18 protein-coding genes and 2 pseudogenes are annotated in these 23,207 nt (G+C 56.0%); 16 read left to right on the top strand and 4 right to left on the bottom strand.

The features are described 5' to 3' along the window. Positions 1–6: 6 nt before the first annotated feature. The gene (locus tag LN244_RS10495; protein ID WP_239039743.1) at positions 7–1,122 is read left to right on the top strand and encodes a phospholipase D-like domain-containing protein; all 1,116 of its coding nucleotides are present in this window, start codon (positions 7–9) and stop codon (positions 1,120–1,122) included. 10 nt (positions 1,123–1,132) lie between these two features. Further along, positions 1,133–1,597 carry an outer membrane lipoprotein gene (locus LN244_RS10490; RefSeq protein WP_239039742.1) on the top strand — a complete coding sequence of 155 codons (465 nt, stop codon included), beginning with the start codon at positions 1,133–1,135 and terminating at the stop codon, positions 1,595–1,597. 90 nt (positions 1,598–1,687) lie between these two features. On the opposite strand, the gene LN244_RS10485 is transcribed toward LN244_RS10490, so the two are convergent. After that, entirely contained in the window at positions 1,688–2,266 is a 579-nt protein-coding gene (locus LN244_RS10485) for a YecA/YgfB family protein (RefSeq protein WP_239039741.1), read from the bottom strand. Positions 2,267–2,375: 109 nt separating this feature from the next. On the opposite strand from LN244_RS10485, the gene recQ reads away from it, so the two are divergent. From recQ to LN244_RS10460, 5 genes are all read left to right on the top strand, one after another. Continuing rightward, positions 2,376–4,508: a DNA helicase RecQ gene (gene recQ / locus LN244_RS10480; protein ID WP_239039740.1), complete on the top strand. Its 2,133-nt coding sequence runs from the start codon at positions 2,376–2,378 to the stop codon at positions 4,506–4,508. After that, positions 4,505–4,930 (top strand): YqaA family protein, encoded by a 426-nt coding sequence (locus tag LN244_RS10475; protein ID WP_239039739.1) that lies wholly within the window; start codon positions 4,505–4,507, stop codon positions 4,928–4,930. Before recQ ends, LN244_RS10475 begins: the two co-directional genes overlap by 4 nt. 20 nt (positions 4,931–4,950) lie before the next feature. Then, entirely contained in the window at positions 4,951–5,745 is a 795-nt protein-coding gene (locus LN244_RS10470; protein WP_239039738.1) for a hypothetical protein, read from the top strand. A gap of 298 nt (positions 5,746–6,043) precedes the next feature. Then, positions 6,044–7,372 (top strand): KamA family radical SAM protein, encoded by a 1,329-nt coding sequence (locus LN244_RS10465; protein WP_239039737.1) that lies wholly within the window; start codon positions 6,044–6,046, stop codon positions 7,370–7,372. A gap of 115 nt (positions 7,373–7,487) precedes the next feature. Continuing rightward, positions 7,488–8,069 (top strand): PhnA domain-containing protein, encoded by a 582-nt coding sequence (locus LN244_RS10460; RefSeq protein WP_239039736.1) that lies wholly within the window; start codon positions 7,488–7,490, stop codon positions 8,067–8,069. 30 nt (positions 8,070–8,099) lie between these two features. Here the strand turns inward: LN244_RS10460 and LN244_RS10455 are convergent, their stop codons facing one another. Further along, positions 8,100–10,079 (bottom strand): methyl-accepting chemotaxis protein, encoded by a 1,980-nt coding sequence (locus LN244_RS10455; RefSeq protein ID WP_239039735.1) that lies wholly within the window; start codon positions 10,077–10,079, stop codon positions 8,100–8,102. Between the two features lie 218 nt (positions 10,080–10,297). Here LN244_RS10455 and LN244_RS16495 point away from each other — a divergent pair. The 3 genes and pseudogenes from LN244_RS16495 to LN244_RS16485 form a co-directional block, all read left to right on the top strand. Continuing rightward, positions 10,298–10,765 (top strand): annotated as a pseudogene (locus tag LN244_RS16495) (type IV pili methyl-accepting chemotaxis transducer N-terminal domain-containing protein); the annotation flags it as partial. A gap of 39 nt (positions 10,766–10,804) precedes the next feature. Next, positions 10,805–11,755: pseudogene (locus tag LN244_RS16490) on the top strand (methyl-accepting chemotaxis protein); the annotation flags it as partial. Then, a complete protein-coding gene (locus LN244_RS16485; protein WP_408904467.1) occupies positions 11,735–12,292 on the top strand; it encodes a CZB domain-containing protein in 558 nt (185 codons plus the stop codon). The pseudogene LN244_RS16490 and the gene LN244_RS16485, both read left to right, overlap by 21 nt. A 38-nt stretch (positions 12,293–12,330) precedes the next feature. Here LN244_RS16485 and LN244_RS10445 read toward each other — a convergent pair whose 3' ends face one another. Together LN244_RS10445 and LN244_RS10440 are read right to left on the bottom strand one after the other, a co-directional pair. Continuing rightward, positions 12,331–13,911 carry a methyl-accepting chemotaxis protein gene (locus LN244_RS10445; protein WP_239039733.1) on the bottom strand — a complete coding sequence of 527 codons (1,581 nt, stop codon included), beginning with the start codon at positions 13,909–13,911 and terminating at the stop codon, positions 12,331–12,333. A 143-nt stretch (positions 13,912–14,054) separates the two neighbouring features. Further along, on the bottom strand, positions 14,055–16,310 hold the full coding sequence (locus tag LN244_RS10440) for an arginine/lysine/ornithine decarboxylase (protein ID WP_239039732.1): 2,256 nt from the start codon (positions 16,308–16,310) through the stop codon (positions 14,055–14,057). Positions 16,311–16,470: 160 nt separating this feature from the next. Here LN244_RS10440 and LN244_RS10435 point away from each other — a divergent pair, with 160 nt between their 5' ends. The 6 genes from LN244_RS10435 to LN244_RS10410 all read left to right on the top strand — a co-directional run bounded on the left by LN244_RS10435 (position 16,471) and on the right by LN244_RS10410 (position 23,116). Further along, positions 16,471–16,878, top strand: coding sequence for a hypothetical protein (locus tag LN244_RS10435; RefSeq protein ID WP_239039731.1), 408 nt, complete (start codon positions 16,471–16,473; stop codon positions 16,876–16,878). Between the two features lie 108 nt (positions 16,879–16,986). Beyond that, positions 16,987–17,709: a UTRA domain-containing protein gene (locus tag LN244_RS10430; RefSeq protein ID WP_239039730.1), complete on the top strand. Its 723-nt coding sequence runs from the start codon at positions 16,987–16,989 to the stop codon at positions 17,707–17,709. 98 nt (positions 17,710–17,807) lie between these two features. Further along, entirely contained in the window at positions 17,808–19,040 is a 1,233-nt protein-coding gene (locus tag LN244_RS10425) for an NAD(P)/FAD-dependent oxidoreductase (protein WP_239039729.1), read from the top strand. Between the two features lie 117 nt (positions 19,041–19,157). Continuing rightward, positions 19,158–20,180, top strand: a complete 1,023-nt coding sequence (locus tag LN244_RS10420; protein WP_239039728.1) for a putative 2-aminoethylphosphonate ABC transporter substrate-binding protein — start codon at positions 19,158–19,160, stop codon at positions 20,178–20,180. A gap of 69 nt (positions 20,181–20,249) precedes the next feature. After that, on the top strand, positions 20,250–21,419 hold the full coding sequence (locus tag LN244_RS10415) for a putative 2-aminoethylphosphonate ABC transporter ATP-binding protein (protein ID WP_239039727.1): 1,170 nt from the start codon (positions 20,250–20,252) through the stop codon (positions 21,417–21,419). Next, positions 21,419–23,116 carry a putative 2-aminoethylphosphonate ABC transporter permease subunit gene (locus tag LN244_RS10410; RefSeq protein ID WP_239039726.1) on the top strand — a complete coding sequence of 566 codons (1,698 nt, stop codon included), beginning with the start codon at positions 21,419–21,421 and terminating at the stop codon, positions 23,114–23,116. The genes LN244_RS10415 and LN244_RS10410 overlap by 1 nt, the downstream gene beginning before the upstream one ends. The last annotated feature ends 91 nt before the right edge of the window (positions 23,117–23,207 follow it).

Here is a 23,207-nt window from a genome sequence, read left to right as displayed (position 1 = left end):
GAAGTTATGCGACAGCATTTTAACTGGCACGGTGGAAACCGGGTCGAGCTGATGGTGGATGGGGAAAACTTTTTCCCGGTCATGCTGAAAGCGATTGAGCAGGCAGAGTCGAGCTTGCTGCTGGAATTCTATCTGGTGATTTCCGGCAAAATCATGAATCGTTTCTCACAGGCATTGGCTGATGCGACTCGCCGTGGCGTGACCGTGCGGTTGGTCATAGATGGTTTTGGGGGGCGTCACCTTAGCCGTGCCGATCGACAGCGCCTCCAGGCCGCAGGGGTGGAACTGGTGATCTACAACCCCCTGCAACTGAACAAGTTGACCCGTAATTTTGCCCGTGACCACCGCAAGCTGATGGTGGTGGATGAGCGTATCGCCTTCATCGGGGGAACAGGACTGGCGGATGAGTATTGGCTTTCCGAGCGACCCGGATGTCCCTGGCATGAAGTGATGTGCCGGGTTGAAGGCCCCGTTGTGGCTGACCTGGTTGGTTTGTACAACCGTCTCTGGTTGCGCTGTACCGCCCAGCAGTTGCCGCCACCCTCGCCACAGCCAGAGAAAGGCAACGCGCTGATGCGAGTGACCACCGTTCAGGGCCTTTATCAGCAGGATATCAAGGTTGCCTTCCTGAATCATGTCAACGGAGCCAATGACCGCATCTGGCTGGCGACCGCCTATTTCATGCCGTCCTTCTCGATTCGAGCCGCGTTGCGACGGGCGGCAAATCGAGGTGTCGATGTGCGCATGCTGGTTGCCGGTCCCTATACCGATCAGTTCTGGGTTTACCATGCCTCCAAGCGCTATTACCGTCGGTTGCTCAAGGCTGGAGTACGCATCTTTGAATACCAGCCTCGATTTCTGCATGCGAAGATCGGTCTGGTGGATGATTGGGTTTCGCTGGGGTCCTGCAATCTTGATCACTGGAATCTGCGCTGGAATCTGGAGGCCAATGTCGAGATCATTGAACCCGAGATGACACGACAGGTTGAACAATTGATGCTGGCAGATCTCGAACAGTGTGCTGAAATTACAGTTGAGGAGTGGTCAAAACGGCCTTGGCATCGCAAACTCAAGGAACTGGTGTGGGCTTTGATCAGTCAACTGGTATTGAAGATTAAATAGAGATACGGATATGAAGAGATTGGTAGCTGTGGTTGCCCTGTCGGCAGTCACTGTTCTTGGGGGCTGTGCGCAGCAGGGATTGTATGGCACCAGCTATAGCCGCAGTCAGGTTGGGCATGCTCAGACGGTTCAATACGGCACCGTAGAGTCGGTCACGCCGGTTCGCATCGAGGGCCGTACAGACGGCATCGTCGGCAGTGGTACCGGTGCAGTCGTGGGTGGTATCGCCGGTAACCAGGTAGGGGGAGGCAGTGGCCGGACGCTTGCAACGGTGGTGGGTGCCGTAGCCGGTGGCTTGATTGGTCAGCGGGTGGAACAGGCTGCCACTGAACGTCAGGGACAGGAGATCACCATTCGTCTCGATAATGGACAGGTGATGTCAGTGGTTCAGGAAGTGGAGAATGGACAGTTTTTCCGCCCGGGTGATCGTATTCGCGTTCTGGGACAGGGGCGATCCCTGAAAGTGACGTACTGACAGCTCCGCAGGCCGGTCAGGTCAGTACATGGCCTGACTGCATTGCGAAACGGGTGAGGCTGCCACTCTCGCCTCACCCAGGGGCTGCTGTTACTTGTCCGGGGCGTGGAAATGCAGGTAGAGGTCGACCAGGACCTCAGGGATTTGTACGCACATTTCTTCGCGCAAGGCGCGGTCCTGGCTGATCTCACGGACTTCCTCATCCTCGAACAGATCTGAAGCGACCATGATCGGCAGCAGCAGGCCGGCTACGGTTTCTTCATCCTGACCGAACCAGGCATCTTCCTTAAGGAAAACGCCTTCCATGAATGACTGCGCCCATATAGTGAGCTCAGTCATCTCTTCATCATCTTCCGGCTCAAGGCTCAGTTCGCAGGGCAGCAGGATTTCCTGATCGTTGTAGAGGTCATTACCAATGGTGCGATAGAGCTTGCGAATCAGCTCAATGATTTCGTGCTTTTCTGCTTCAGATGCCCATTTGGGTTCACCGTCGAACAGCTGCTCCAGCCATTCGGACTCGGCAACAGTCTCAGGACTGATATTCAGTGCGCAGAGAAAACCGTGGGCACCAATAAGGTCCAGCGCTTCGTCGGAAACCGCCGGCGAAAACAGGAATTCTTCCAGGCGATCCAGTTCTTCTTCAGTAATGAGGGCAATATTGGCAGTCATGGCAGCAAAATCCGCAACGAAGGAAACAGCGCTGATTCTACCCTGAAGCGGCTCAGAGGGATATGGTTGCAGGATGACTTCATGCGGGGGATCACGGATAATGCCGCGCATGATTGAACGCGCCCGACAAATACTCGCCGATGTATTCGGCTTCGAGTCCTTCCGTCACCCCCAGGATGAGGTTGTGGCCACCCTGATTGAAGGGCGTGATGCGTTGGTGATCATGCCGACCGGTGGCGGCAAGTCGCTCTGCTACCAACTGCCCGCTTTGGTCCGCGAAGGCTGTGGCATTGTGGTGTCGCCGCTTATCGCTCTGATGCAGGATCAGGTCAGTGCCCTGTCTCAGTTGGGGATCAGGGCCGGTTGTCTGAACTCCTCGATGACGCTGGAAGCCCTGCAGGAAACTGAACAGCTGCTGCGAAAGGGCGAGCTGGACCTGCTTTATGTCGCCCCGGAGCGGCTGCAACAGCCTCGTACCCAGCAACTGCTCAACCAGTGCACGCTGGCTCTGTTTGCGATTGATGAAGCGCACTGCGTATCCCAGTGGGGGCATGACTTCCGGCCGGAATACATGCAGTTGAACCAGCTGCGACACCTGTTTCCCGGAGTGCCGCGCATTGCATTGACGGCCACCGCCGATGCTCGTACCCGGCAGGAGATTCTGGACCGGTTGGAGCTTATCGATGCCCGTGCTTTCGTTTGCGGCTTTGATCGTCCCAACATTCGTTATCGCATTGGTCAGAAAAACCGTGCTCGTGAACAGTTGCTCCGGTTTATCCGTGAGGAGCATCCGCAGGATGTGGGCGTGGTTTACTGTCTATCGCGCAAACGGGTTGAAGAGACAGCGGCCTGGCTCTGCGAGCGTGGCTTTAACGCCTTGCCTTATCACGCCGGCCTCGATGCTCATTTGCGACAACACCATCAGCACCGCTTCCTGACTGAAGAGCCGGTGATCATGGTCGCAACCATCGCCTTCGGCATGGGGATCGATAAGCCCAATGTGCGATTTGTCGCCCACCTCGACCTGCCACGCTCTATCGAAGCCTATTATCAGGAAACCGGTCGCGCGGGGCGTGATGGTCTTCCGGCGGATGCGTGGATGGTGTATGGCCTGCAAGATGTGATTTTCCTGCGCCAGATGCTGGAAGGTTCGGGCGCAGAGGACGCACAGAAGCAGATAGAGCGACAAAAGCTGGAAGCGATGCTGGGGCTGTGCGAAATCACCAGTTGCCGTCGCCAGGCACTGCTGGAGTACTTTGGCGAGACGGAGCATCAGCCCTGCGGTAACTGTGATACCTGTCTGGAACCTGTGCCGATATGGGATGGCACCGAGTCAGCCCGAAAGGCCCTGTCGGCGGTGTACCGCAGCGGTCAGCAGTATGGTGTCAACTACATCATCGATATCCTGCGCGGAGAGTCCAGCGACAAGACACGCCAGCGTGGACATGAGCAGCTGTCAGTATGGGGCATCGGTAAGGCGCTGGATCAGCAACAGTGGCGTTCGGTGTTCCGCCAGCTGGTGGCTCGCGGTTACCTGAACGTTGATCCTCAGGGATTTGGTGTGCTGCACCTGAGTGAAAAGTGCCGTCCGCTGCTGAAGGGGGAGGAAACCCTTGAGTTACGTCGTGATCTGCGTCAGCAGGCGCCGTCAGCCGGCAGCGGCAAGGGACGCAGTGCCGCGTCACAGCAGCGGCTCGATGCTGATGAGTCCCGTCTTTGGGATGCGTTGCGAGCGCTGCGCAAGCAACTGGCGCAGGAGCAGGATGTCCCGCCTTATGTCATCTTTCATGATGCTACGCTGATGGAGATGGTGCTTTACCGGCCGCTGAGTGCCGAACAGCTGCGCCGTCTCAGTGGAGTCGGAGAACGCAAACTGGCCTTGTACGGTCAACCCTTCCTGGATCTGATCGCGGAACATGCCGAGGGGGCTGACAGTGGCAGCGATCAGGCGGAACAGTCGCTGCTCCTGTACCGCAGTGGCATGACGGTAGAGCAGGTTGCACGTCAGCAGAAACTGTCTCCCAACGTTATATACGGCCACCTTGCCCAGGGAATCCGCCAGGGGATGATCTCGGTTGAAGAAGTGGTTGAGCTGCCTGCCAGTGAGCGTGTCGAAATCGAGAACACCATCCGTTTCTGTCGTCAGCAGTTTGGAGATTCCCTGAAGTCGGTTCACGAAGCGCTGGAAGGTCGTTATGAGTACGGCCTGTTACGTTGCATCCGTCAGGGAATGGACATGTGAGCGACGCGCTGCAAGGGCCGCTGGGGCTGTTTTTCAGTGCGCTGATCTCGTCAACGTTGCTGCCGGGCGGGTCTGAAGTGATGCTGGCCTGGCTGGTATCCGAGGCTGACTATTCTGCCTGGCTGCTGTGGAGCAGCGCAACGGCGGGCAATGTGCTCGGTAGCATGCTGACCTGGGGGATGGGGTACTGGATCGCCGCTCGCTATCCTCTAAAGGCATTGGACCGACCGCAGCATCAGCGTGCTCGCCAGTGGCTGGAGCGCTATGGCCCTTTGGGCCTCCTTTTGGCGTGGCTGCCGATCATCGGTGATCCGCTTTGCCTGGTGGCCGGCTGGCTCAGGATTGGTTTTGTTGCCAGCCTGGTGATGATTACTCTCGGCAAGGGGCTGCGCTATGCTGTGGTTATCGGACTCTTCGGCTAAACCAGGTGGCGGCACAGCCTATGACCCGCACTTTGCTGCTCAGGATCATCCAGTTGATTCTGCTGATCATATTGATGTTATTGCTTGCCAATCTTTGGCTCGGGCGTGCCAGTGAAGTCTGGTGGCAGCGCCCCGTCGTGATGACAATCTACCCGATCAATGCCGACCGGCACCCGCTCACCCAGGCATTTATCGATCAGCTGCAACCCGAACACTTCAGCAGCATTGAAGCTTTCTTCGGCCGTGAGGCAGCGCGCTACAGGCTTGCTCTGACGGCTCCCGTTAAGGTTAAGCTTGCCTCTCAAGTACACGCTCTGCCTCCACAGGTGCCCGATGATCCAAGCATCCTCGACGCTATACTCTGGTCCATCAGAATGCGACTCTGGGTATGGCGATACGATACCGGGGAAGGGGAGGTGGATGCACGGATCTTTCTGAATTATCACTTGCCCGGCAATGACCTTGCCAGACCCCAGCACTCCCTGGGGTTGCAGCGTGGCATGATTGGCCTGGTCAATGCGTATGCCGGTGTCGATTATCAGGGACAAACCAGCCTGATTGCCGTCCATGAGTTTCTGCATACGATGGGTGCCAGCGACAAATACGACCCTGATACTCAGCAGCCGATCTGGCCGGATGGATTTGCCGACCCGACACAGGCTCCTTTGTTTCCCCAGACCCGTGCCGAGATCATGGGGGGGCGTGTGCAGGTCAGCCCCGGTTGGGCACTTTTGCCGCCCGATCTGAGGCAAGTCACTATCGGCTCGGCTACCGCGATCGAGATCAATTGGCTGGCTGCGCCCCCAGCACCCTGAAAGGTGCTTCCTTGACCCTTTACGCCGCCCTGTAGGACAATAATAGACATTGTCACTCAGTCTGATTGGAGGTTTTTAGCGGGTTATCGCGGTTTTTGCAGGGTTTATCCTGCTAGTTTGCTGCTTTTTTGCTGTACAGATCCATTGTGCAACCGCCCGTTACACTTGGACTCTCCTCTCGGCTGGTATTGCTTTTTCCAGCTTATCTGAGTGCCCCTTTCATCTGTTTTGAATACAGCGCCTCCATGCTGGGAGACGCTATTGCATTTTTCCTTAACCAAATTTTGCAAGGGAGCTCATGAACTCACACACCCCCATTGATGCCATTCAGATTGCCGACCTGGACATTCCTCCGTTCAAGGTTTACACCGCCCGCCACCTGCAGCAGATACCGCAGTTGCAACGACTTCCCTCCCAACTCAAGCATGAGATGGACGTGGTTGCATCCGTTTTGCCATTTCGGGTGAACAACTATGTGATTGAGCAACTCATCGACTGGGATGACCCGATCAATGATCCCATGTTTCAGCTGACCTTTCCGCAGCGCGGTATGCTCAAACCTGAGCATTACGATGCGGTTGAAGCGGCGCTTGCGACCGAGGACAAGGTCGAAATAAAGCGTGTGGTCAATGAAGTGCGTCAGGCATTGAATCCCCATCCGGCGGGTCAGATGGAGCACAACATCCCGCGTGTGAACGGTGAACCGGTCAACGGTATCCAGCACAAGTACAACGAAACGGTACTGTTTTTCCCCAGTTCCGGCCAGGTCTGTCACAGCTACTGTACTTTCTGCTTCCGATGGGCTCAGTTCGTGGGCGACCAGTCGCTGAAAATCGCGGCCAAGGAATCCGGGCAGCTATGTGATTACCTGCGCGAGCATCCTGAAGTAACCGATGTGCTGATCACCGGTGGTGACCCCATGGTGATGAAGACCAAGAACCTGCGTGCCTATCTGGAGCCGCTTCTGGAGCCTGAGTTCGACCATATTCGTACCATTCGCATCGGGTCCAAGGCACTGACTTTCTGGCCGTATCGTTTCGTGACCGATGAAGACAGCGATGATTTGATGGCACTCTTTCGCGAGATTATTGAGGCCGGCAAGCATCTGGCGTTCATGGCGCACTACAATCACTGGCGCGAGATGGAAACCGATATTCACCGTCAGGCAGTGGCGCGAATCCGTGAAACGGGCGCCCATATCCGCAGTCAGGGGCCACTGTTGAACCATATCAACACGAGTGCCGATGACTGGGCACGCTTGTGGCAGACTCAGGTCGAGCTGGGTATTCAGCCGTACTACATGTTCGTTGAGCGTGATACCGGTGCCCAGCACTACTTCGAAGTCCCCCTGGCGCAGGCCTGGCAAACCTACCGTGATGCCATGAAGCAGGTCAGCGGTATTGCGCGTACAGCCCGTGGCCCATCCATGTCGGCAACGCCGGGTAAGGTCGAGATTCAGGGTGTTACTGAAATCAATGGTGAAAAGGTGTTCGTGTTGCGCTTTATTCAGGGCCGGAACCCGGACTGGGTACAGCGTCCGTTCTTTGCTGCCTATGACGAACAGGCGACCTGGCTGCATCATCTGAAGCCCGCCTTCGGGGAAGAGAAGTTCTTCTTCGAAAGTTGATCAAAGCGGAACATTCTTGAAAAGGCTGCCTGCGGGCAGTCTTTTTTAAAGCCAAGTCCCCAAAAGTTGTGTGGGTCTGGCATAATTCGCCGCTTCAATCACAGGAGAGGCGATCATGACACTCGAACAGGCACTGCACACACGTAGCGAATCCAAATGCGAACTTTGTGGCGCAACTGACGCGCTGGGTGCTTTTTCGGTGCCGCCATCTGCCGATGACAGTGTTGACCGATCGGCTTTGCTATGTGACACCTGTCGTAGCCAGATCGAAAACCCTGATCAGGTCGATCCCAACCATTGGCGTTGCCTGAACGATAGCATGTGGAGCCAGGTGCCGGCGGTTCAGGTGCTGGCGTGGCGCATGCTTAATCGTCTGCGCGGAGAAGGTTGGCCACGGGACCTGCTCGACATGATGTACCTGGATGATGACACCCTGGTCTGGGCTCAGGCGACCGGTGATCACCTGTCAGACGATGAAGTCGTGCGTCACCTGGACAGCAACGGTGCTGTGCTGGAAGCCGGTGACACCGTTACCCTGATCAAGGATCTGAATGTGAAAGGTTCCAGCCTGACGGCCAAGCGAGGCACCGCGGTGCGCAACATCTCACTGGTGCTGGATAACCCGGAACAGATCGAGGGGCGTGTCGAAGGTCAACAGATTGTCATTCTGACCAAGTTCGTCAAGAAGCAGAAATAATCGAGGGGGCCAACAGGCCCCCTTTCTTGATTAAAGAGAGAAGCGGGTCAGCAGGCGCTGTTGTTCCTGAGCATATTCCAGTAACTGAAGGCTACTGGCTGATGCCTGATTGGCCCCTTGAGTGGTTTCCTGAGCCGTGTCGTTAAGACCGTTCAGCGTACGGCTGACTTCCTCGACAGCGTCGGTCTGTTGACGGGCAGCTTCGGTAATCTGAGTACTGAGGCTGCCGATGTGAGCGATGGCAGCATTCAGGGAATCCAGCGATTGCTGAGAGGCGTGAGCATGGTCAACGCATGTGCGGGTCTGGGCGTAACTGGACTGCATGACGTTGACGACCTGAGCAATGCTCGCCTGCATGTTTTCCACCATCTGCTGGATCTGCCCGGTAGAGTTTTGCGTCCGGCTCGCCAGTTCGCGAACCTCATCGGCGACGACAGCAAAACCACGGCCGTGCTCACCGGCACGTGCCGCCTCAATGGCCGCATTGAGCGCCAGCAAATTGGTTTGCTCGGCAATATCGCGAATGGTCGAAAGTATGCTGTCGATTTCGCTGCTGTAGCTGGCCAGCTGGTCGCTGACGCTGACCGCTTGCTGAATACCTTCTGCCTGGGTTTCGATGCTGCTGAGGGTCTCACGCACATTTTCGGTCAAGCTTACACTCAAGTCTTCGCACTGATGAACAGCGCTCAGGGTTGTCTGGCTGTGATCGGCGACTTCGGCAACGCTGCTGGAAATCTCAGTGGCTGCTGAGGCGGTTTGTTGCAGCTGATCACTCTGCTGCGACATTGCCTTGGTGGTTTGCTCACTGATCGCTGAGCTCGCACTGGCCAGACTGGCCAACTGGCCGGAGCCACGGGTAATGGTATCGACAATCTCACGCAGCCCTGCGACCACATCATTAAGCGCCTGTCCCAGTTCGCCAAATTCGTCACGGCGCTCCTGGTCAAAGCTGACCCTGAGGTCACCGTCGCGCAGCATGGTCAATTGGGTTCTGATGGTGGAGAGTGGCTTGCGCAATGCCTGAATGGTCAGCACCGCGATACCGGTGGCCAGCAGGATGGCTGTCAGAGTGACCGCAAGAATGATGGTGTTGCTCAGGGTAACGGCCTGCTGGCCCTGATCACGCGCCTGTCGAGCCTTGGCACGCACGCTCTCGACCAGCTGGGTAGAAGTGGCGGTGAAGCGATCAACCTGGGTCGAGAGGGCCGCCAGGGTTGAATTCATGTTAACCCTTGTTTCTTCGACCTGGTTGTATAACCGGATGATGCCGTTCTCGGCAAACAGACCGGAGTCCAGCTGTTCTACGAGCTTGTCGATCTGCTTGGCTTTGGCATCAACAGCGCTGAAATTGTCAAAGGCTTCTCGAAGACCATCTCGGTTGCTCTGAGCATCAGAGTTGAGTGCCTGCAGATTCTGGTTACGCTGATAGTTGAACAGCATGAATCTGTAGGTGTTGGCAACTCGAGTGATGGGGCGAATCAGCTGGATGCCCTCGGAGTTGTCAGTGGATGCCAAATAGTTTCGAGCCCAACTGGCGAGCGCGTCGTTCTGAGTAAAAAACAGGACCGACTTCTGAGAGACCTCTGTTTCCAGCTTGCGAGACTGGTGATAAAGCGTGAACAGTGTGGCGGATAGCTGCTCGAGCTCCGCGACCTGTTGCACAAGCTTCGAAGCTGTTGCTTGCTGGCTCTCATCAAGCTCGGGCTGCAAAGACAACTGTTTCAGTTGCTCGGTCAGGTTCTGGCGACTTGTGTCGAACTGACTGCGATACTGCTCGAACGAGTTTTCATCGCGTTGTGCCAGTGCACCATAAAGTTGGGTCGTGGCGGTGCTCACTGCCAGCGTCTGCTCGTAGCTGCGTTCCATCAGTGGAATCAGCGCTTCGGTCAGTGTCGAAACATTCTGGCCCAGGGTACGGCTTGCATAGAGTCCACTCGCCCCAACCAGAATAATGAAGAGTACCAGCACAGATAATCCCAGCGCGATACGCTGAGTAATGTAAAGTTTCATGTGAGACCCTACAGTTATTGTTATTAAAGGGTTTTGCTTAAGGGTATTTGCTTATTGCTCGGGTGTAAATAGATGTTTTCGCCCCCTTTAAAGCGCCCGAATTGAGTAATGATCAACACAATATCTGATGTCTCAGCACGTCGGTCAATGGCTATGGCCTTCGTTGTGCTGTCGAACTATGCTGTCACATCTCTCGCATCAGGATCAGGAAGGAATTGATGTTCAAGTATTTATCAGACAAAAAGTCCATTCGCTATCGGATAGGCAAGGCACTGGAACGTACGCTGGAAACGACAGGTCTGCGTTCACTCGATGCGCAGTTCATGTTTTCGTACATCCTGATCTTTTTGCTGACGGCGGTTATTGGTGTTTCGGTCTGGTTGGCCGGCAGCGACGATGCTACGGCAATAAATGTTGCCGGCAAACAGCGCATGTTGAGCCAGCGCCTTGCCAAGGAAGCTCTGCTGCTGCAACAGGGGGTTGTCGCAGCGGATGTGCCGGCTGCTACCATGCGAACCTTCGAAACAGCACACCGTGCTTTGCTGGATGGCAGCGAAGAAATGGGCATAAAGGCGACCTCCGACACCGAGACCCGCGCCCAGCTGGAACGTGTCGGTCAGCTATGGCGTCATTATCGCGGTCTTGTTGAACAATTGATTCAAGGACAGGGAGCACCGGAGTCGTTGGCACAACTGCAGTCCAGCTCACTTCAGGTCCTGACCGAAATGAACAAGGCCGTCGGCATGATGGAGCAGACATCCATCGCTGAGCAGACGTTGCTGAAAAATATTGCCTTGGCTGTAACCGCGGTAGTTCTGATACTGATTGTAATGGGACGAGCTTTTGGTCTGACGGTGATGTTTCGCCAGATCAAGAATTTGCGCGACCATCTCAGAATTCTGTCACAAGGCAACTTTTCGATTCCTATTGAGATTGATAACCCCAATAACGAAGTGGGTCAGAATTACACCGCGTATAACCAGATCATCCTCGAAATAGGCGATCTGCTGCACAAGGTGGCTCAGACATCCAGCCGCATCAGTACAGGGGTCAGTCAGGTTAATTCAGACCTTGCCGACACCGATCGTGGTGTTTCTTCTCAGCAGGCGCAGATTGAGATGGTTGCAGCTGCCGTCGCTGAAATGGCAGCGACCGTGCAGGAAGTGGCTCACAGTGCCTCCAATGCGGCGGCAGCGGCCGAGTCCGCCAACGATTCGGCCAAGGGCGGTCAGCATTTGATAGCGGAAGTGAGCGATCAGATAGGAGCCGTAGCCGATCAGGTGCGCAGCTCGGTAGGCGTTATTCATGATCTGGCAAAAGGCAGTGAAGAGGTTATCCAGATCCTTGAGGTCATCACATCGATTGCCGAGCAGACCAACCTGTTGGCTTTGAATGCGGCCATAGAAGCTGCCAGAGCGGGTGAGCAGGGGCGTGGCTTCGCCGTAGTCGCTGATGAGGTCCGCACGCTGGCGCAGCGAACACGACAGTCCACGGACAGCATTGCCCGCATCGTTGAACGCCTGCAGCGCCAGTCAGCTTCGGCGGTTGATTCGATCGGTACCAGTCAGCGACTGGCCGAGGAAAGTGTGGCCAATGCAGAGGAAGCCCGCAGCGTGATTTTGCGCATCGTTGACGCTGTAAGTGTCATATCCGATATGAACGCACAGATTGCAACGGCAGCAGAGGAGCAAAGCCAGGTTGCGCATGACATGGATCGGCATATCAATGAGATCGCTGTTCAGGCCAATAGAACAGCGGTCTACTCCAAACAGTCAGTTGGGGTGACACAGGCTATCAGTGGTTATGCCAATGACCTGATTGGCGAGGTCAATCGATTTGAAACCAATGTTCAAGGCATTGATCTGAGCGCAGCCAAGGCAGCGCACTTGTCCTGGAAAACACGCCTGCGCAGCTTCCTTGATGGGGAAGCGACGTTGACTCAAAAGGAAGCCGTTTCACACTTCGACTGCGCGTTTGGTAAATGGTACTACTCCGACGGCAAGCAGAAGTATGGCCAAATGCAGGAATTCACCGGTATCGAAGCGCCTCATGAGCAACTGCACGCGCTGGTCAAGGAGGCAATTCAGTTCAAGACGAAGGGAGATCTTGCCCGTGCCGAAGCCTGTTATGATCAGGTTGCCAGCATATCAGGTGAAATTGTTGCCAAGCTGACGGCATTGGAAGACAGGGTCGAAAAGATGGGTAAGCGGTGAAAGTAAGGAAGGGGGCGCTGAGCGCCCCTTTTTTGATATCAGGCTCTCAGGGACCAGAAATGGTCGGAGAGTTGCTTCAGGTTCAAGGACATTCTGCTCATCTGTTCAACGGAGGCTTCGGTTTCTCGACCGTTCTCCAGGTTGCTGCCAGCAACGTCCTTGATCAAATCCACGTTACGTTCCACTTCGCTGCTGACTGCCAACTGTTGCTCAACGGCAGATGCGATCTGAGTATTCATGTCACTGATGTGGGTGATGCCGTTGGCAATTTGCTGCAATGCTTCAGCGGCTTCAAGAGCGCGTTCAACCGTTGTTTCGGCTTTCTGACGGCTGAGCTGCATGGCGCTGGATGCTTCTTGTGAATCGTGATGAAGGCTTGCAAGCAGTTGCTGGATCTCGCTGACTGACGACTGGCTCTGCAGTGCCAGGTTCCGCACTTCTTCTGCCACGACGGCAAAGCCTCTACCCTGTTCGCCTGCTCGTGCGGCCTCTATGGCGGCATTCAGTGCCAGCAGATTGGTTTTCTCGGCAATGGCGGTGATGACATCCAGAATGCGGTGAATATTGTTGCTGCTGTCAGCCAGGTGGCTGATGACACAGGTTGTTTGTTCAATTTCATTACTGAGGACGTGCAGTGCTTCCCGAGCTTCTGACATCAGGGAACTGCCGTTCATGGCAACCTGGGTTGAGCCGTCTGCACTGTCTGCACTGAGCTGGGCGTGGCGTGCGACATCGCTGATGCTGGCAACCATCTCGGCCATGGCTGAGGCGATAGCAGCCGTTTCGGCCTGTTGGTGGTGCAGCCCCTCGCTGCTTCGTTGGGCTGCTTGAGACAGGCGCTCGGCATTTTCACTCAACTGTTGCGCTGAGTCGTTGATTCGACCGGCGATTGCACTGGCTTCTGAACGTAAAAGAAACAGAGCGTATTCCAGCTGTCCAGCTTCATCGTTTCGGCCTGTATAGATATGTCGGGCCACAGGGTCGTTTGATACCTGGTGGCGGGTGCTTTCAACGACCCGGTGAACAGGCATGACAACCAGCAGACACAGCAGGCTGGTCAGCAGTGCTGCAGCCAGAGCCGGTAGGGCGGATTCCAGAGAAATGATCCCCGATGCCAGCACGGCTGCGATAAGCAAGCTTGTCAGTACACCGGCGGCTATGCACTTGACCGGGAGGTTCGTGCGGGCAGCCAGGCTATCAGGGAGCTTCTTGCCAGCATTCAGCCTGCTGTAGAGCGACTCTGCGCGCGCAACCTGTTCCGGATTGGGACGGGTACGTACGGATTGATATTCTACGGTCTGCCCATGAGCCTGAATCGGCGTGACATAAGCGTTCACCCAATAATGGTCACCGTTCTTGCAGCGATTCTTGACCAACCCCATCCAGGAATGCCCACTTTGAATTCTGTCCCAGAGCATTTTGAAGGCTGCCGGGGGCATATCAGGATGTCGGACAACGTTGTGGCTTTTGCCAACCAGTTCTTCCTCTTCAAAACCTGAAATATTGATCAGGGCCTGATTGACGTATGTGATGCGTCCTTTGAGATCGGTAGTGGAAAGGATATTGGTATCGTCGGGGAAATCAACGGCACGTCCGGTTACCGGGAGATTTGTTTTCATGGGCATTTTATCCTTGTTGTCGCCATGGAAATCTGATTATCAAAACAATATAGACTACCTACAAAAATTGTGGAAATTATTTGATGTATAAAAAAGGCGACTCTGTAAAGTCGCCTTTAGGATAGTTTTGCTTCCAATAAGGGTCAGTCTTTGACCACGTCTACGAAGTAAGCGTCTTTCCCATTGACCTGCTCCCGTACCAGACCATGGACATCGGTCTCGAAGCCCGGGAAACGGGAGTTGAAGTCACGGGCGAATTGCAGGTAGCGCACAATGGTCTTGTTGAAGCGTTCACCCGGAACCAGCAGCGGGATGCCTGGCGGGTAGGGAGTCACCAGCATGGCGGTCACACGGCCTTCGAGGGCATCAATAGAGACACGCTCGACTTCACGGTGTGCCATCTTGGCCCAGGCGTCCGCAGGCGTCATCGCCGGTTCGATGTTGGACAGGTACATCTCGGTGGTGATGCGTGCAACATCGTACTGCTTGTAGACGTTGTGGATCTCGGTACACAGGTCACGCAGGCCAGTGCGCTCATACTGTGGGTGCTTCTTGGCAAACTCCGGCATCACACGCCACATGGGCAGGTTGCGGTCATAGTCGTCCTTGAACTGCTGCAGCTCGGTCACCATGGAGTTCCAGCGGCCCTTGGTGATACCGATGGTGAACATGATGAAGAACGAATAGAGACCGGTCTTCTCGATGATGATGCCATGCTCGGCCAGATACTTGCTGACGATGGCGGCAGGAATGCCAACGTCGTCAAACTCGCCCTTCAGGTTAAGTCCCGGGGTGATAATGGTGGACTTGATCGGGTCCAGCATATTGAAGCCGGAGTCGATCTTGCCGAAACCGTGCCAATCGTCATCGTCATGAATGATCCAGTTGTCGCGGTCACCCAGGCCTTCTTCAGCCTGAATATCCGGCCCCCAGACCTTGAACCACCAGTCGTGCTCACCGAACTCTTCGTCTACCTTGTGCATGGCGCGACGGAAATCGATGGCTTCCAGCAGTGACTCTTCAACCAGAGCTTTGCCGCCCGGGGGCTCCATCATCGCCGCGGCTACATCGCAGGACGCGATGATCGCGTACTGCGGGCTGGTGGAGGAGTGCATCAGGTATGACTCGTTGAAACGATGGGTGTCCAGCTTGCGGTTGTTGCCGTCCTGTACCAGGATCTGTGACGCCTGTGACAGGCCCGCCAGCAGCTTGTGCGTAGACTGGGTGGCGAACACCAGGGTTTCATCCGAGCGCGGACGTCCTTCACCGATGGCGTGCATGTTGTGGTAGAAGTCGTGGAAGGAAGCATGCGGCAACCAGGCTTCATCGAAATGCAGCGTATCAATGGTGTTGCCCAGCATTTCCTTGATCGTCTCAACGTTGTAGACGATGCCGTCATAGGTACTCTGGGTGATGGTCAGAATACGCGGTTTCTTGTTCTTCGCTTCGCGAGCGAAGGGGTTGGCCTCGATCTTCTTGCGGATGGTTTCCGGATCGAACTCACTCTTCGGAATCGGACCAATGATGCCGTAGTTGTTGCGGGTCGGCATCAGGAACACGGGGATCGCGCCAGTCATGATGATCGAGTGCAGGATCGACTTGTGGCAGTTACGGTCGACCACCACGATGTCGCCCGGTGCCACGGTGGAGTGCCAGACCACCTTGTTGGAGGTGGAAGTACCGTTGGTGACGAAGAACAGGTGATCGGCATTGAAGATGCGTGCGGCGTTGGCCTCACTGGCGGATACCGGGCCGGTGTGGTCCAGCAGCTGGCCGAGCTCTTCCACCGCATTGCACACGTCGGCACGCAACATGTTTTCACCGAAAAACTGATGGAACATCTGGCCCACGGGGCTTTTCAGGAAAGCAACGCCGCCGGAGTGGCCCGGGCAGTGCCAGGAGTAAGAGCTGTCGCTGGCGTAATCCATCAGCGCACTGAAGAACGGCGGTGCCAGGCTTTCCAGGTACTTGGTGGCTTCACGGATGATGTGGCGTGCCACGAACTCCGGCGTATCCTCAAACATGTGAATGAAGCCATGCAGCTCGCGCAGGATGTCGTTGGAGATATGACGCGAAGTCCGTGTCTCACCATAGAGGAATATCGGAATGTCGGCATTGCGCTTGCGCACTTCGCCAATAAAGTCGCGGATCGACTCTAGAGCCTTGTCCACATCTTCATCGGAGCCTGAACCAAACTCTTCGTCGTCAATCGACAGGATAAAGCAGGAGGCACGGCTGGCCTGCTGTGCGAACGAAGTCAGATCACCGTAACTGGTGAAGCCGACCACTTCCATCCCCTGGCTGCTGATGGCTTCGGCCAGGTCACGAATGCCTGAGCCCGAGATGTTTTCGGAACGATAATCTTCATCGATAACGATGACCGGAAAACGAAATTTCATTCACACATCCTGCTGATTGAGTGCGGATTTCAAAGGCTGAACAGTTCGCAATTGTAGCAGTGGCGGGAGGCGTGTAAAGCGCAGTCCTGTCATTGGATCGTCATTGAGCAGCGCTAGGATGACGCGTATTGCAACTCCTGTCAGTAGAAATGAACAAGCCATGAATGCGCAGGTTTCGATTTTAAATACCAATGAGCAACGCGCACTGGAAAACGTCGTCGCGCCTAACCGTATACCGGTCAAGGTGGATGTGGCCGGTCGTGTCTGGCTGGAGGGCAAATTACTGACATGCCCGCCGCGGTTTCCCTGCTGCAGCCGGGGGGAACTGGTGTTCTCACCCTGTGACGTGACGCTGTTGTTGGGGCCCTGGGGGCCTGACCCTGACAATTACCTGACCCTTTCAGGGTGTTACTCAGCCCAGAGCGGTGACTCAGTAACCCTTGTGCTTGATAGTGGGCTGAAAATTCGCGCTTCCTTGCCGGGCGGTATTCGGTGTTCCTCAACATTGAAGCCGCTGCAGAAAGTCTGGCTGGCAATCCCTCTGGCCAAGCTTCAGTTTTGCCAGTGAGCCTTTTACAAGCCTTTATCTGGCATGATGGTATTCAGGGGCAGGCGTAAATGTATATGCTTCCCCAGTTTATCCTGTGAGCCCAGTTCCCAAAGCAGAGCCAGCCTGATGTCCCGTACCGATTATCCCGTATACCTTCAGCTTCGTGACCGCCTCTGGGAGTGGATCGAAGCCGAACAGTTGTCCAGCCAGCAGCGCCTGCCATCCGAGCGTGAGCTGTCCGAACGTTTCGGGACTACCAGGGTAACCGTGCGTCAGGCGCTGTCCCAGCTGGAGGCCGAAGGGTTGATTTTCAGGTCAAACCGGCGTGGCTGGTACATCACGCCGGAGCGCTTGCGTTATGATCCCAGTCGAGATCTTGGCTTCAACCGCTATGTCACCGAACAGGGCTTTTGTCCCCGTACCGAAACCCTGTTCAAGCAGCTGACGGAAGTGCCGCAATGGTTGAGCGAGATCAGTGGCCTTGAGGCAGGTACACCGGTCTATCATGTGTTCCGGCGCCGGTATGTGAATGAGCGCGGGCTGCTGGTGGAGCATAACTACATCAATCCGGCGCATTGTCCCGGCCTTCTCAGTGAGAGTACCAATCTCTCGATCTGGCAGCTGCTGCGCGATAAATACGACCTGCGTCCAGAGCATCGGGATATCGAGATCTACCCGCTGGCGCTGAAAGGGCTTGAAGCCGAGTCGCTTCATGTCAATCAGGGAACAGCTGGCCTTTATATTCAACGCCTGAGCTTTGATCAGCACGGTGATTTCCTGGAACTGGATCGGGAATACTGGCTTCATGACGCGCTGAAGATTTCCGTTCGTATTGGCGACCGTCATTAACTCTCACATCTGATACGCCACTCGCCGCAACATTACTGTCACGGGTCTGTCACCTTGCGTCTCGATAATCTGGTATATACCAGATTGGAGTTTGAAACATGCAAGACGCTTCGACCGACTTCCTGATCATAGGCGGTGGCATTCTTGGTGCCGCCACAGCCTGGTCTCTGGCGCAACGGGCGCCTGTGGGGACACGTATTCGTCTCATAGAGGCCGGCATGCTGGCATCGGCCACCACCAGTCAGGCAGCAGCTCTGCTGACACGGGTGCGTCCGGACCCGGCCATGGCAGCGCTGGTAGCAGAAACCTTTGTCGCCATAGAGCAGTTGAATGCGGTGCTGGATCAATCGCTGCCACTGCGACAGGTCGGCAGTTTGCATCTGGCCAGCCATGACGCAGGCAAGTCATATCTGCGTGAAACCTGGCATACGGCTCGGTCATTGGGTCTGAAAGCCGAATGGCTGGACGGCAAGGGTGCACAATCCCTGGCGCCGTGGTTGGCCCCCGGAGAAGGGAGCGAAGCACTCTTTGTGGCTGAGGATGGCTACATGGATCCGGTGCAATTGGCACAGGGCTATTTCTCCGCCGCGCGCAAACTGGGCGTGGAGGTCATGCAGAACTGCCGAGTTGAAGCGCTGATAAAGGACCAGGAGCGTGTGCTGGGGGCTCGCACCAGTAACGGAGACATTATCGCCGGCACGGTGATCTGTTGTGCCGGTCCCTGGTCTGTCAAGCTGCTGGCCGAGAGCGGCATTCAGCTGCCGATGGCACCGGTGCGCAGTCACTACTGGATTACCGAAGACAACACCGAGCTGTTTCTCGTCGAGTCACCCATGGTGATTCTGCCGGATGCCAATGCCTATGCGCGCCCCGAGGTAGGAGGGCTGCTCTTTGGTCTGCGTGATCAGCAGGCTGTTTACGGTGATCCTGCCGGATTGCCGGAAGATATTCATGGCTATCTGTTCAACTGCGATCCTGAGGGTTGGGAATGTCTTGAATCCGGCTGGACTGATCTGGCCGAGGTGTTTCCGGCGATTGAACACCTGGGCGTGGCACATTACCTGACCGGTGTCTCAAGCTACACGCCAGACGGCAAGCCTTTGTTGGGCAGGACCGCGCTTGCGGGGCTGCTGGTCGCAACCGGTTGTTCCGGCGGCGGTATTGCACTATCCGGTGGCATCGGGCGGTTACTGGCCGAACTGGCGCTCGAGCAATCATCTTATATCGACACCACGCCATTCGCGCCTGAACGCTTCGGTCCGGTGGACCCCTTCAGTGAAGCCTTTCGCATCCGCTGTGCGCTGGCTCGCAGTCAGAAACGTTCCGGTTAAAACCTGTGCAACCTTTTGTTCATCGTACTGCAATAAAGTGCTGCAAGAATTATCTGGTATATACCAGATTAAGCCCGCTTGCATTAACAGACTGAAAACGGATTCAAGGATCGCATCATGACACTGAGCCTGAACAAGACACTGCTTGCCGCTGCACTTGCCCTGACAGCTACGGCTACCCAGGCAGCCACTGAGTTGACCGTTTATACCGCTCTGGAAGCCGACCAGCTTAAGGCCTATGCCAAGGCTTTCGAGAGTGCCAACCCGGACGTGAAAATCCGCTGGGTGCGTGATTCCACCGGCATCATCACCGCGCGCCTGCTGGCTGAAAAGGAAAACCCCCAGGCGGATGCCATTCTGGGCGTTGCCGCGACCAGTCTGCTGGTGCTGAAAAACCAGCAGATGCTGGAGCCTTACAAGCCCAATGGTGTTGAAACGCTGAGTACCCAGTTTGTTGACAAGGATGAAGTGCCGTCCTGGGTTGGCATGAACGCCTGGGTGGCGTCCATCTGCTACAACCGGATTGAGGCCGAAAAGCATGGTCTGCCGATGCCGACCAGCTGGCAGGATCTGACCAAACCTGTATATCAGGGGCACCTGGTCATGCCGAACCCGAACTCCTCGGGTACCGGCTATCTGGATGTCAGCAGCTGGTTGCAGACCTTTGGTGAGGAGGGCGGCTGGGCCTTTATGGACAGCCTGCACCAGAACATCGACCGCTACACCCACTCCGGCTCCAAACCCTGCAAGATGGCGGCAGCCGGTGAAACCCCGATCGGCATCTCCTTTGCCTACCGTGGTGCCAAGCTGATCAACAAGGGCGCTCCGATCGATCTGGGTTTCCCCTCTGAAGGTCTGGGCTGGGATATGGAGGCCGCGGCTATCGTCAAGGGAACCGCCAAGCTGGCGGCAGCCCGGAAGCTGATGGACTGGGCCGTTACCCGTGAAGCCAACACGCTCTACAACGACAACTTTGCTGTCGTTGCCATGCCGGGGGTTGCCAAACCGGTGCCGAACTATCCGGCTGATATCGCGGACCGCATGATCGACAACGACTTCGAGTGGGCCGCCACCAACCGTGCGCGCATTCTCAAGGAATGGCAGCAGCGTTATGACGGCAAGAGCGAAGCCAAAAACTGAGCCTGAGCCGACGCTTAATCAGGAGGGTTGCAGCGGCAACCCTCCCTGCCTGTTTTACGGAGATTGATCATGAATACACCCACCCCTTATCTGCGGATTCAGCATCTGCGCAAATCCTTCGGCAGCTTTATCGCGCTGGATGATATCTCGCTGGAAATCAAGGAAGGCGAGTTTATCTGCTTCCTGGGTCCATCCGGTTGCGGCAAGACCACGTTGCTCAGAGCCATTGCCGGTCTGGAGCAGCAGGAGCAGGGGCGTATCGTGCAGGCAGGGCAGGATATCTCGACGTTGCCGCCGCAGCAGCGAGATTTCGGCATTGTGTTTCAGTCCTATGCGCTGTTTCCGAACCTCACGGTCAGCGAAAACATTGCCTATGGTCTGGCCAATATGAGGCTGCCGCGCCGTGAGCGCCGACAGCGAGTGGAGGCGCTGCTGGAGCAGATTCACCTGCCGGGGATCGGTGACAAGTTTCCCGGTCAGCTTTCAGGGGGGCAGCAGCAACGTGTTGCTCTGGCACGAGCGCTGGCAACGGAACCTGGCCTGTTGCTGCTGGATGAACCGCTTTCTGCGCTGGATGCTCGCGTTCGTCTGCACCTGCGCAATGAAATCTGTGCGCTGCAGCGCAAGTTTGGCATCACTACCATCATGGTCACCCATGATCAGGATGAGGCGCTGACCATGGCTGATCGTATCGTGGTCATGGATCACGGCCGTATCGCACAAGTGGGCACGCCGGAGGAAGTCTATCGTCAGCCCGCCACCGAGTTCGTTGCTCGCTTTGTCGGCAGCATGAACCTGATGCCTGCCGAGGTTCTGGATCATTGCAGTCTGATGCTGGGGAGCCGTGAGGTGAAAGTTCCGATGACACTGCCTGTCTGTGAACGCGGAACGCTGGGCTTTCGACCCGAATGCGCCCAACTGCAGTCAGCCCCCTTTGGCTTAAGCAGCGATCACAATCTGGTGCTGCAGGCTCGCCTGGATCACGTGCATTTCATGGGGGCGTTTGTTCGCCTGGAGATGATGCTGGATGAGGAGTTGCCGCCAATTCATATGGACCTGCCGGTGGAGCAAATGAGCAGTCTGAAACCCTCTGTTGGCGAGTCTTTGTGGTTGAGCGTGCCGCGTGAGGCGTTGAAATTTTACCCGGCTGAATCGCCGGGTCATGGGGAAGTATTGCCTCGATCCATTGAGGCGGATCTGCCGCAGGATATGGCGGCCATGCAGGTCACGGGAGCTTGATGATGCCTGCGACACTGTCCCTTACCTCGAGCCCGCGCGCCCTGAATACGGAAACCTGGTTACAGCGTCTGATTGTCGCCGGCGGCTTATGCTTCCTGCTGGCTGCGTTGTTGATGCCATTGCTGACCATGTTGGTCAAGAGTCTGCAGAATGCTGCCGGTGAATTTGCCGGCCTCAGTAACTTTATCGAGTATTTCAGCAATCCGGCGCTTACTCGATCGATTCTCAATTCGCTCAATATTGCTTTCTGGACCACTGTGATCGTGGTTTCAACCGCCTTTGTATTCGCCTATGCGCTGACCCGCAGTGGGATGGTGGCCAAAAGGGGATTCCGTCTGCTCAGCATGCTGCCGTTATTCGCCCCTTCGTTGCTGCCAGCGTTGAGCATGATCTACCTGTTCGGCAACCAGGGCATTCTCAGGGACTGGCTGCCGGTAGACAGCATTTACGGTCCGGTGGGTATCGTCATGGGGTTGAGCTTCTGGGCATTTCCGCATGCACTGATGATTCTGATCACTGCGTTCAGCAACAGTGATGCACGCTTGTATGAAGCGGCCCGGTCAATGAAAACACCATCCTGGCGCGTGTTTCTGACCGTAACGCTGCCATCGGTTCGCTATGGCCTGATCAACACCATCTTCGTGATTTTCACCCTCACCATTACTGACTTCGGCGTTGCCAAGGTGATCGGGGGGCAATACAACGTGCTGGCAACCGACATCTACAAGCAGGTGGTTGGACAGCAGAATTTCCAGATGGGAGCGGTCGTCAGTGTGATTCTGCTGTTGCCAGCGCTTATCTCCTTTGCTGTTGAACGCCGGGTTCAGCGCCAACAGTCGGCACAGCTGTCGTCCCGTGCCGTGCCGATGACACCGCAAAAATCACCGCTTCGTGATGCTTTGCTGGCGCTGTTCTGCGCGTTGGTGTGCGGTTTTCTGCTGCTGGTCATCGGCATGGCCGTGTATGCCTCTTTTATCACGTTCTGGCCGTACAACATGGCGCTGTCGTTCAACAACTACCGCTTCGACATGATGGATGGCGGTGGTTGGGCCTCCTATTTCAACTCGCTGCAGATGTCTGCCTGGACGGCCTTTATCGGCACGGCCATCGTCTTCCTGATTGCTTACATGAGCGAGAAGATCAAGCCAATGCCGCTGGCTCGCCGTCTGCTCCAGCTGTTGGCCATGCTGCCGATGGCGGTGCCCGGCATTGTGCTGGGTCTGGCCTACATTTTCTTCTTCAATCATCCCCAGAACCCGTTCAATGCGATCTACGGCACCATGTTCATTCTGGTGCTCAATACCCTGGTGCATTTCTACACCGTTTGCCACCTGACGGCGGTCACCAGTCTGAAGCAGATCGATAGCGAATTCGAAGCGGTGTCGGCGTCACTGAAGGTGCCGTTCTATACCACGCTGCGTCGCGTGACCCTGCCTTTGGCACTGCCGTCAGTGCTGGATATCTCGGTTTACCTGTTCGTTAACGCCATGACCACGGTTTCCGCGGTGGTGTTTCTGTACTCGTCGGAGACGACCCTGGCTTCGGTGGCGGTGATGCATATGGACGAAGCGGGTGACATCGCTCCAGCGGCAGCCATGGCGGTATTGCTGATGCTGACATCGCTGGTTGCCAAAGGTCTTCACTGGCTGATCAGCCATCAGATTCTGCAACGGACCCAGCGCTGGCGACAGCGCTGAAGCGGGATGGCATCGACCGGTGCCGCCTGGCGATGAAGCGGTGATTTTTTTTGCGTCGAAATACTGGTGTAGACCAGAAAGAGAGAGAAGT

This window comes from Marinobacterium sediminicola (assembly GCF_022343685.1).
GTDB classification, from domain to species: domain Bacteria; phylum Pseudomonadota; class Gammaproteobacteria; order Pseudomonadales; family Balneatricaceae; genus Marinobacterium; species Marinobacterium sediminicola.
This window is presented reverse-complemented; position numbering and strand designations above follow the sequence as displayed.

Coding starts and splice junctions, on each gene's coding strand:
- LN244_RS10455 (WP_239039735.1), bottom strand. CDS start 10,079: ATGAAACTTTACATTACTCAGCGTATCGCGCTGGGATTATCTGTGCTG.
- LN244_RS10430 (WP_239039730.1), top strand. CDS start 16,987: ATGTCCCGTACCGATTATCCCGTATACCTTCAGCTTCGTGACCGCCTC.
- LN244_RS10415 (WP_239039727.1), top strand. CDS start 20,250: ATGAATACACCCACCCCTTATCTGCGGATTCAGCATCTGCGCAAATCC.
- LN244_RS10445 (WP_239039733.1), bottom strand. CDS start 13,911: ATGAAAACAAATCTCCCGGTAACCGGACGTGCCGTTGATTTCCCCGAC.
- LN244_RS10435 (WP_239039731.1), top strand. CDS start 16,471: ATGAATGCGCAGGTTTCGATTTTAAATACCAATGAGCAACGCGCACTG.
- LN244_RS10420 (WP_239039728.1), top strand. CDS start 19,158: ATGACACTGAGCCTGAACAAGACACTGCTTGCCGCTGCACTTGCCCTG.
- LN244_RS10485 (WP_239039741.1), bottom strand. CDS start 2,266: ATGACTGCCAATATTGCCCTCATTACTGAAGAAGAACTGGATCGCCTG.
- LN244_RS16485 (WP_408904467.1), top strand. CDS start 11,735: ATGAACGCACAGATTGCAACGGCAGCAGAGGAGCAAAGCCAGGTTGCG.
- LN244_RS10470 (WP_239039738.1), top strand. CDS start 4,951: ATGACCCGCACTTTGCTGCTCAGGATCATCCAGTTGATTCTGCTGATC.
- LN244_RS10495 (WP_239039743.1), top strand. CDS start 7: ATGCGACAGCATTTTAACTGGCACGGTGGAAACCGGGTCGAGCTGATG.
- LN244_RS10460 (WP_239039736.1), top strand. CDS start 7,488: ATGACACTCGAACAGGCACTGCACACACGTAGCGAATCCAAATGCGAA.
- LN244_RS10440 (WP_239039732.1), bottom strand. CDS start 16,310: ATGAAATTTCGTTTTCCGGTCATCGTTATCGATGAAGATTATCGTTCC.
- LN244_RS10490 (WP_239039742.1), top strand. CDS start 1,133: ATGAAGAGATTGGTAGCTGTGGTTGCCCTGTCGGCAGTCACTGTTCTT.
- recQ (WP_239039740.1), top strand. CDS start 2,376: ATGATTGAACGCGCCCGACAAATACTCGCCGATGTATTCGGCTTCGAG.
- LN244_RS10410 (WP_239039726.1), top strand. CDS start 21,419: ATGATGCCTGCGACACTGTCCCTTACCTCGAGCCCGCGCGCCCTGAAT.
- LN244_RS10425 (WP_239039729.1), top strand. CDS start 17,808: ATGCAAGACGCTTCGACCGACTTCCTGATCATAGGCGGTGGCATTCTT.
- LN244_RS10465 (WP_239039737.1), top strand. CDS start 6,044: ATGAACTCACACACCCCCATTGATGCCATTCAGATTGCCGACCTGGAC.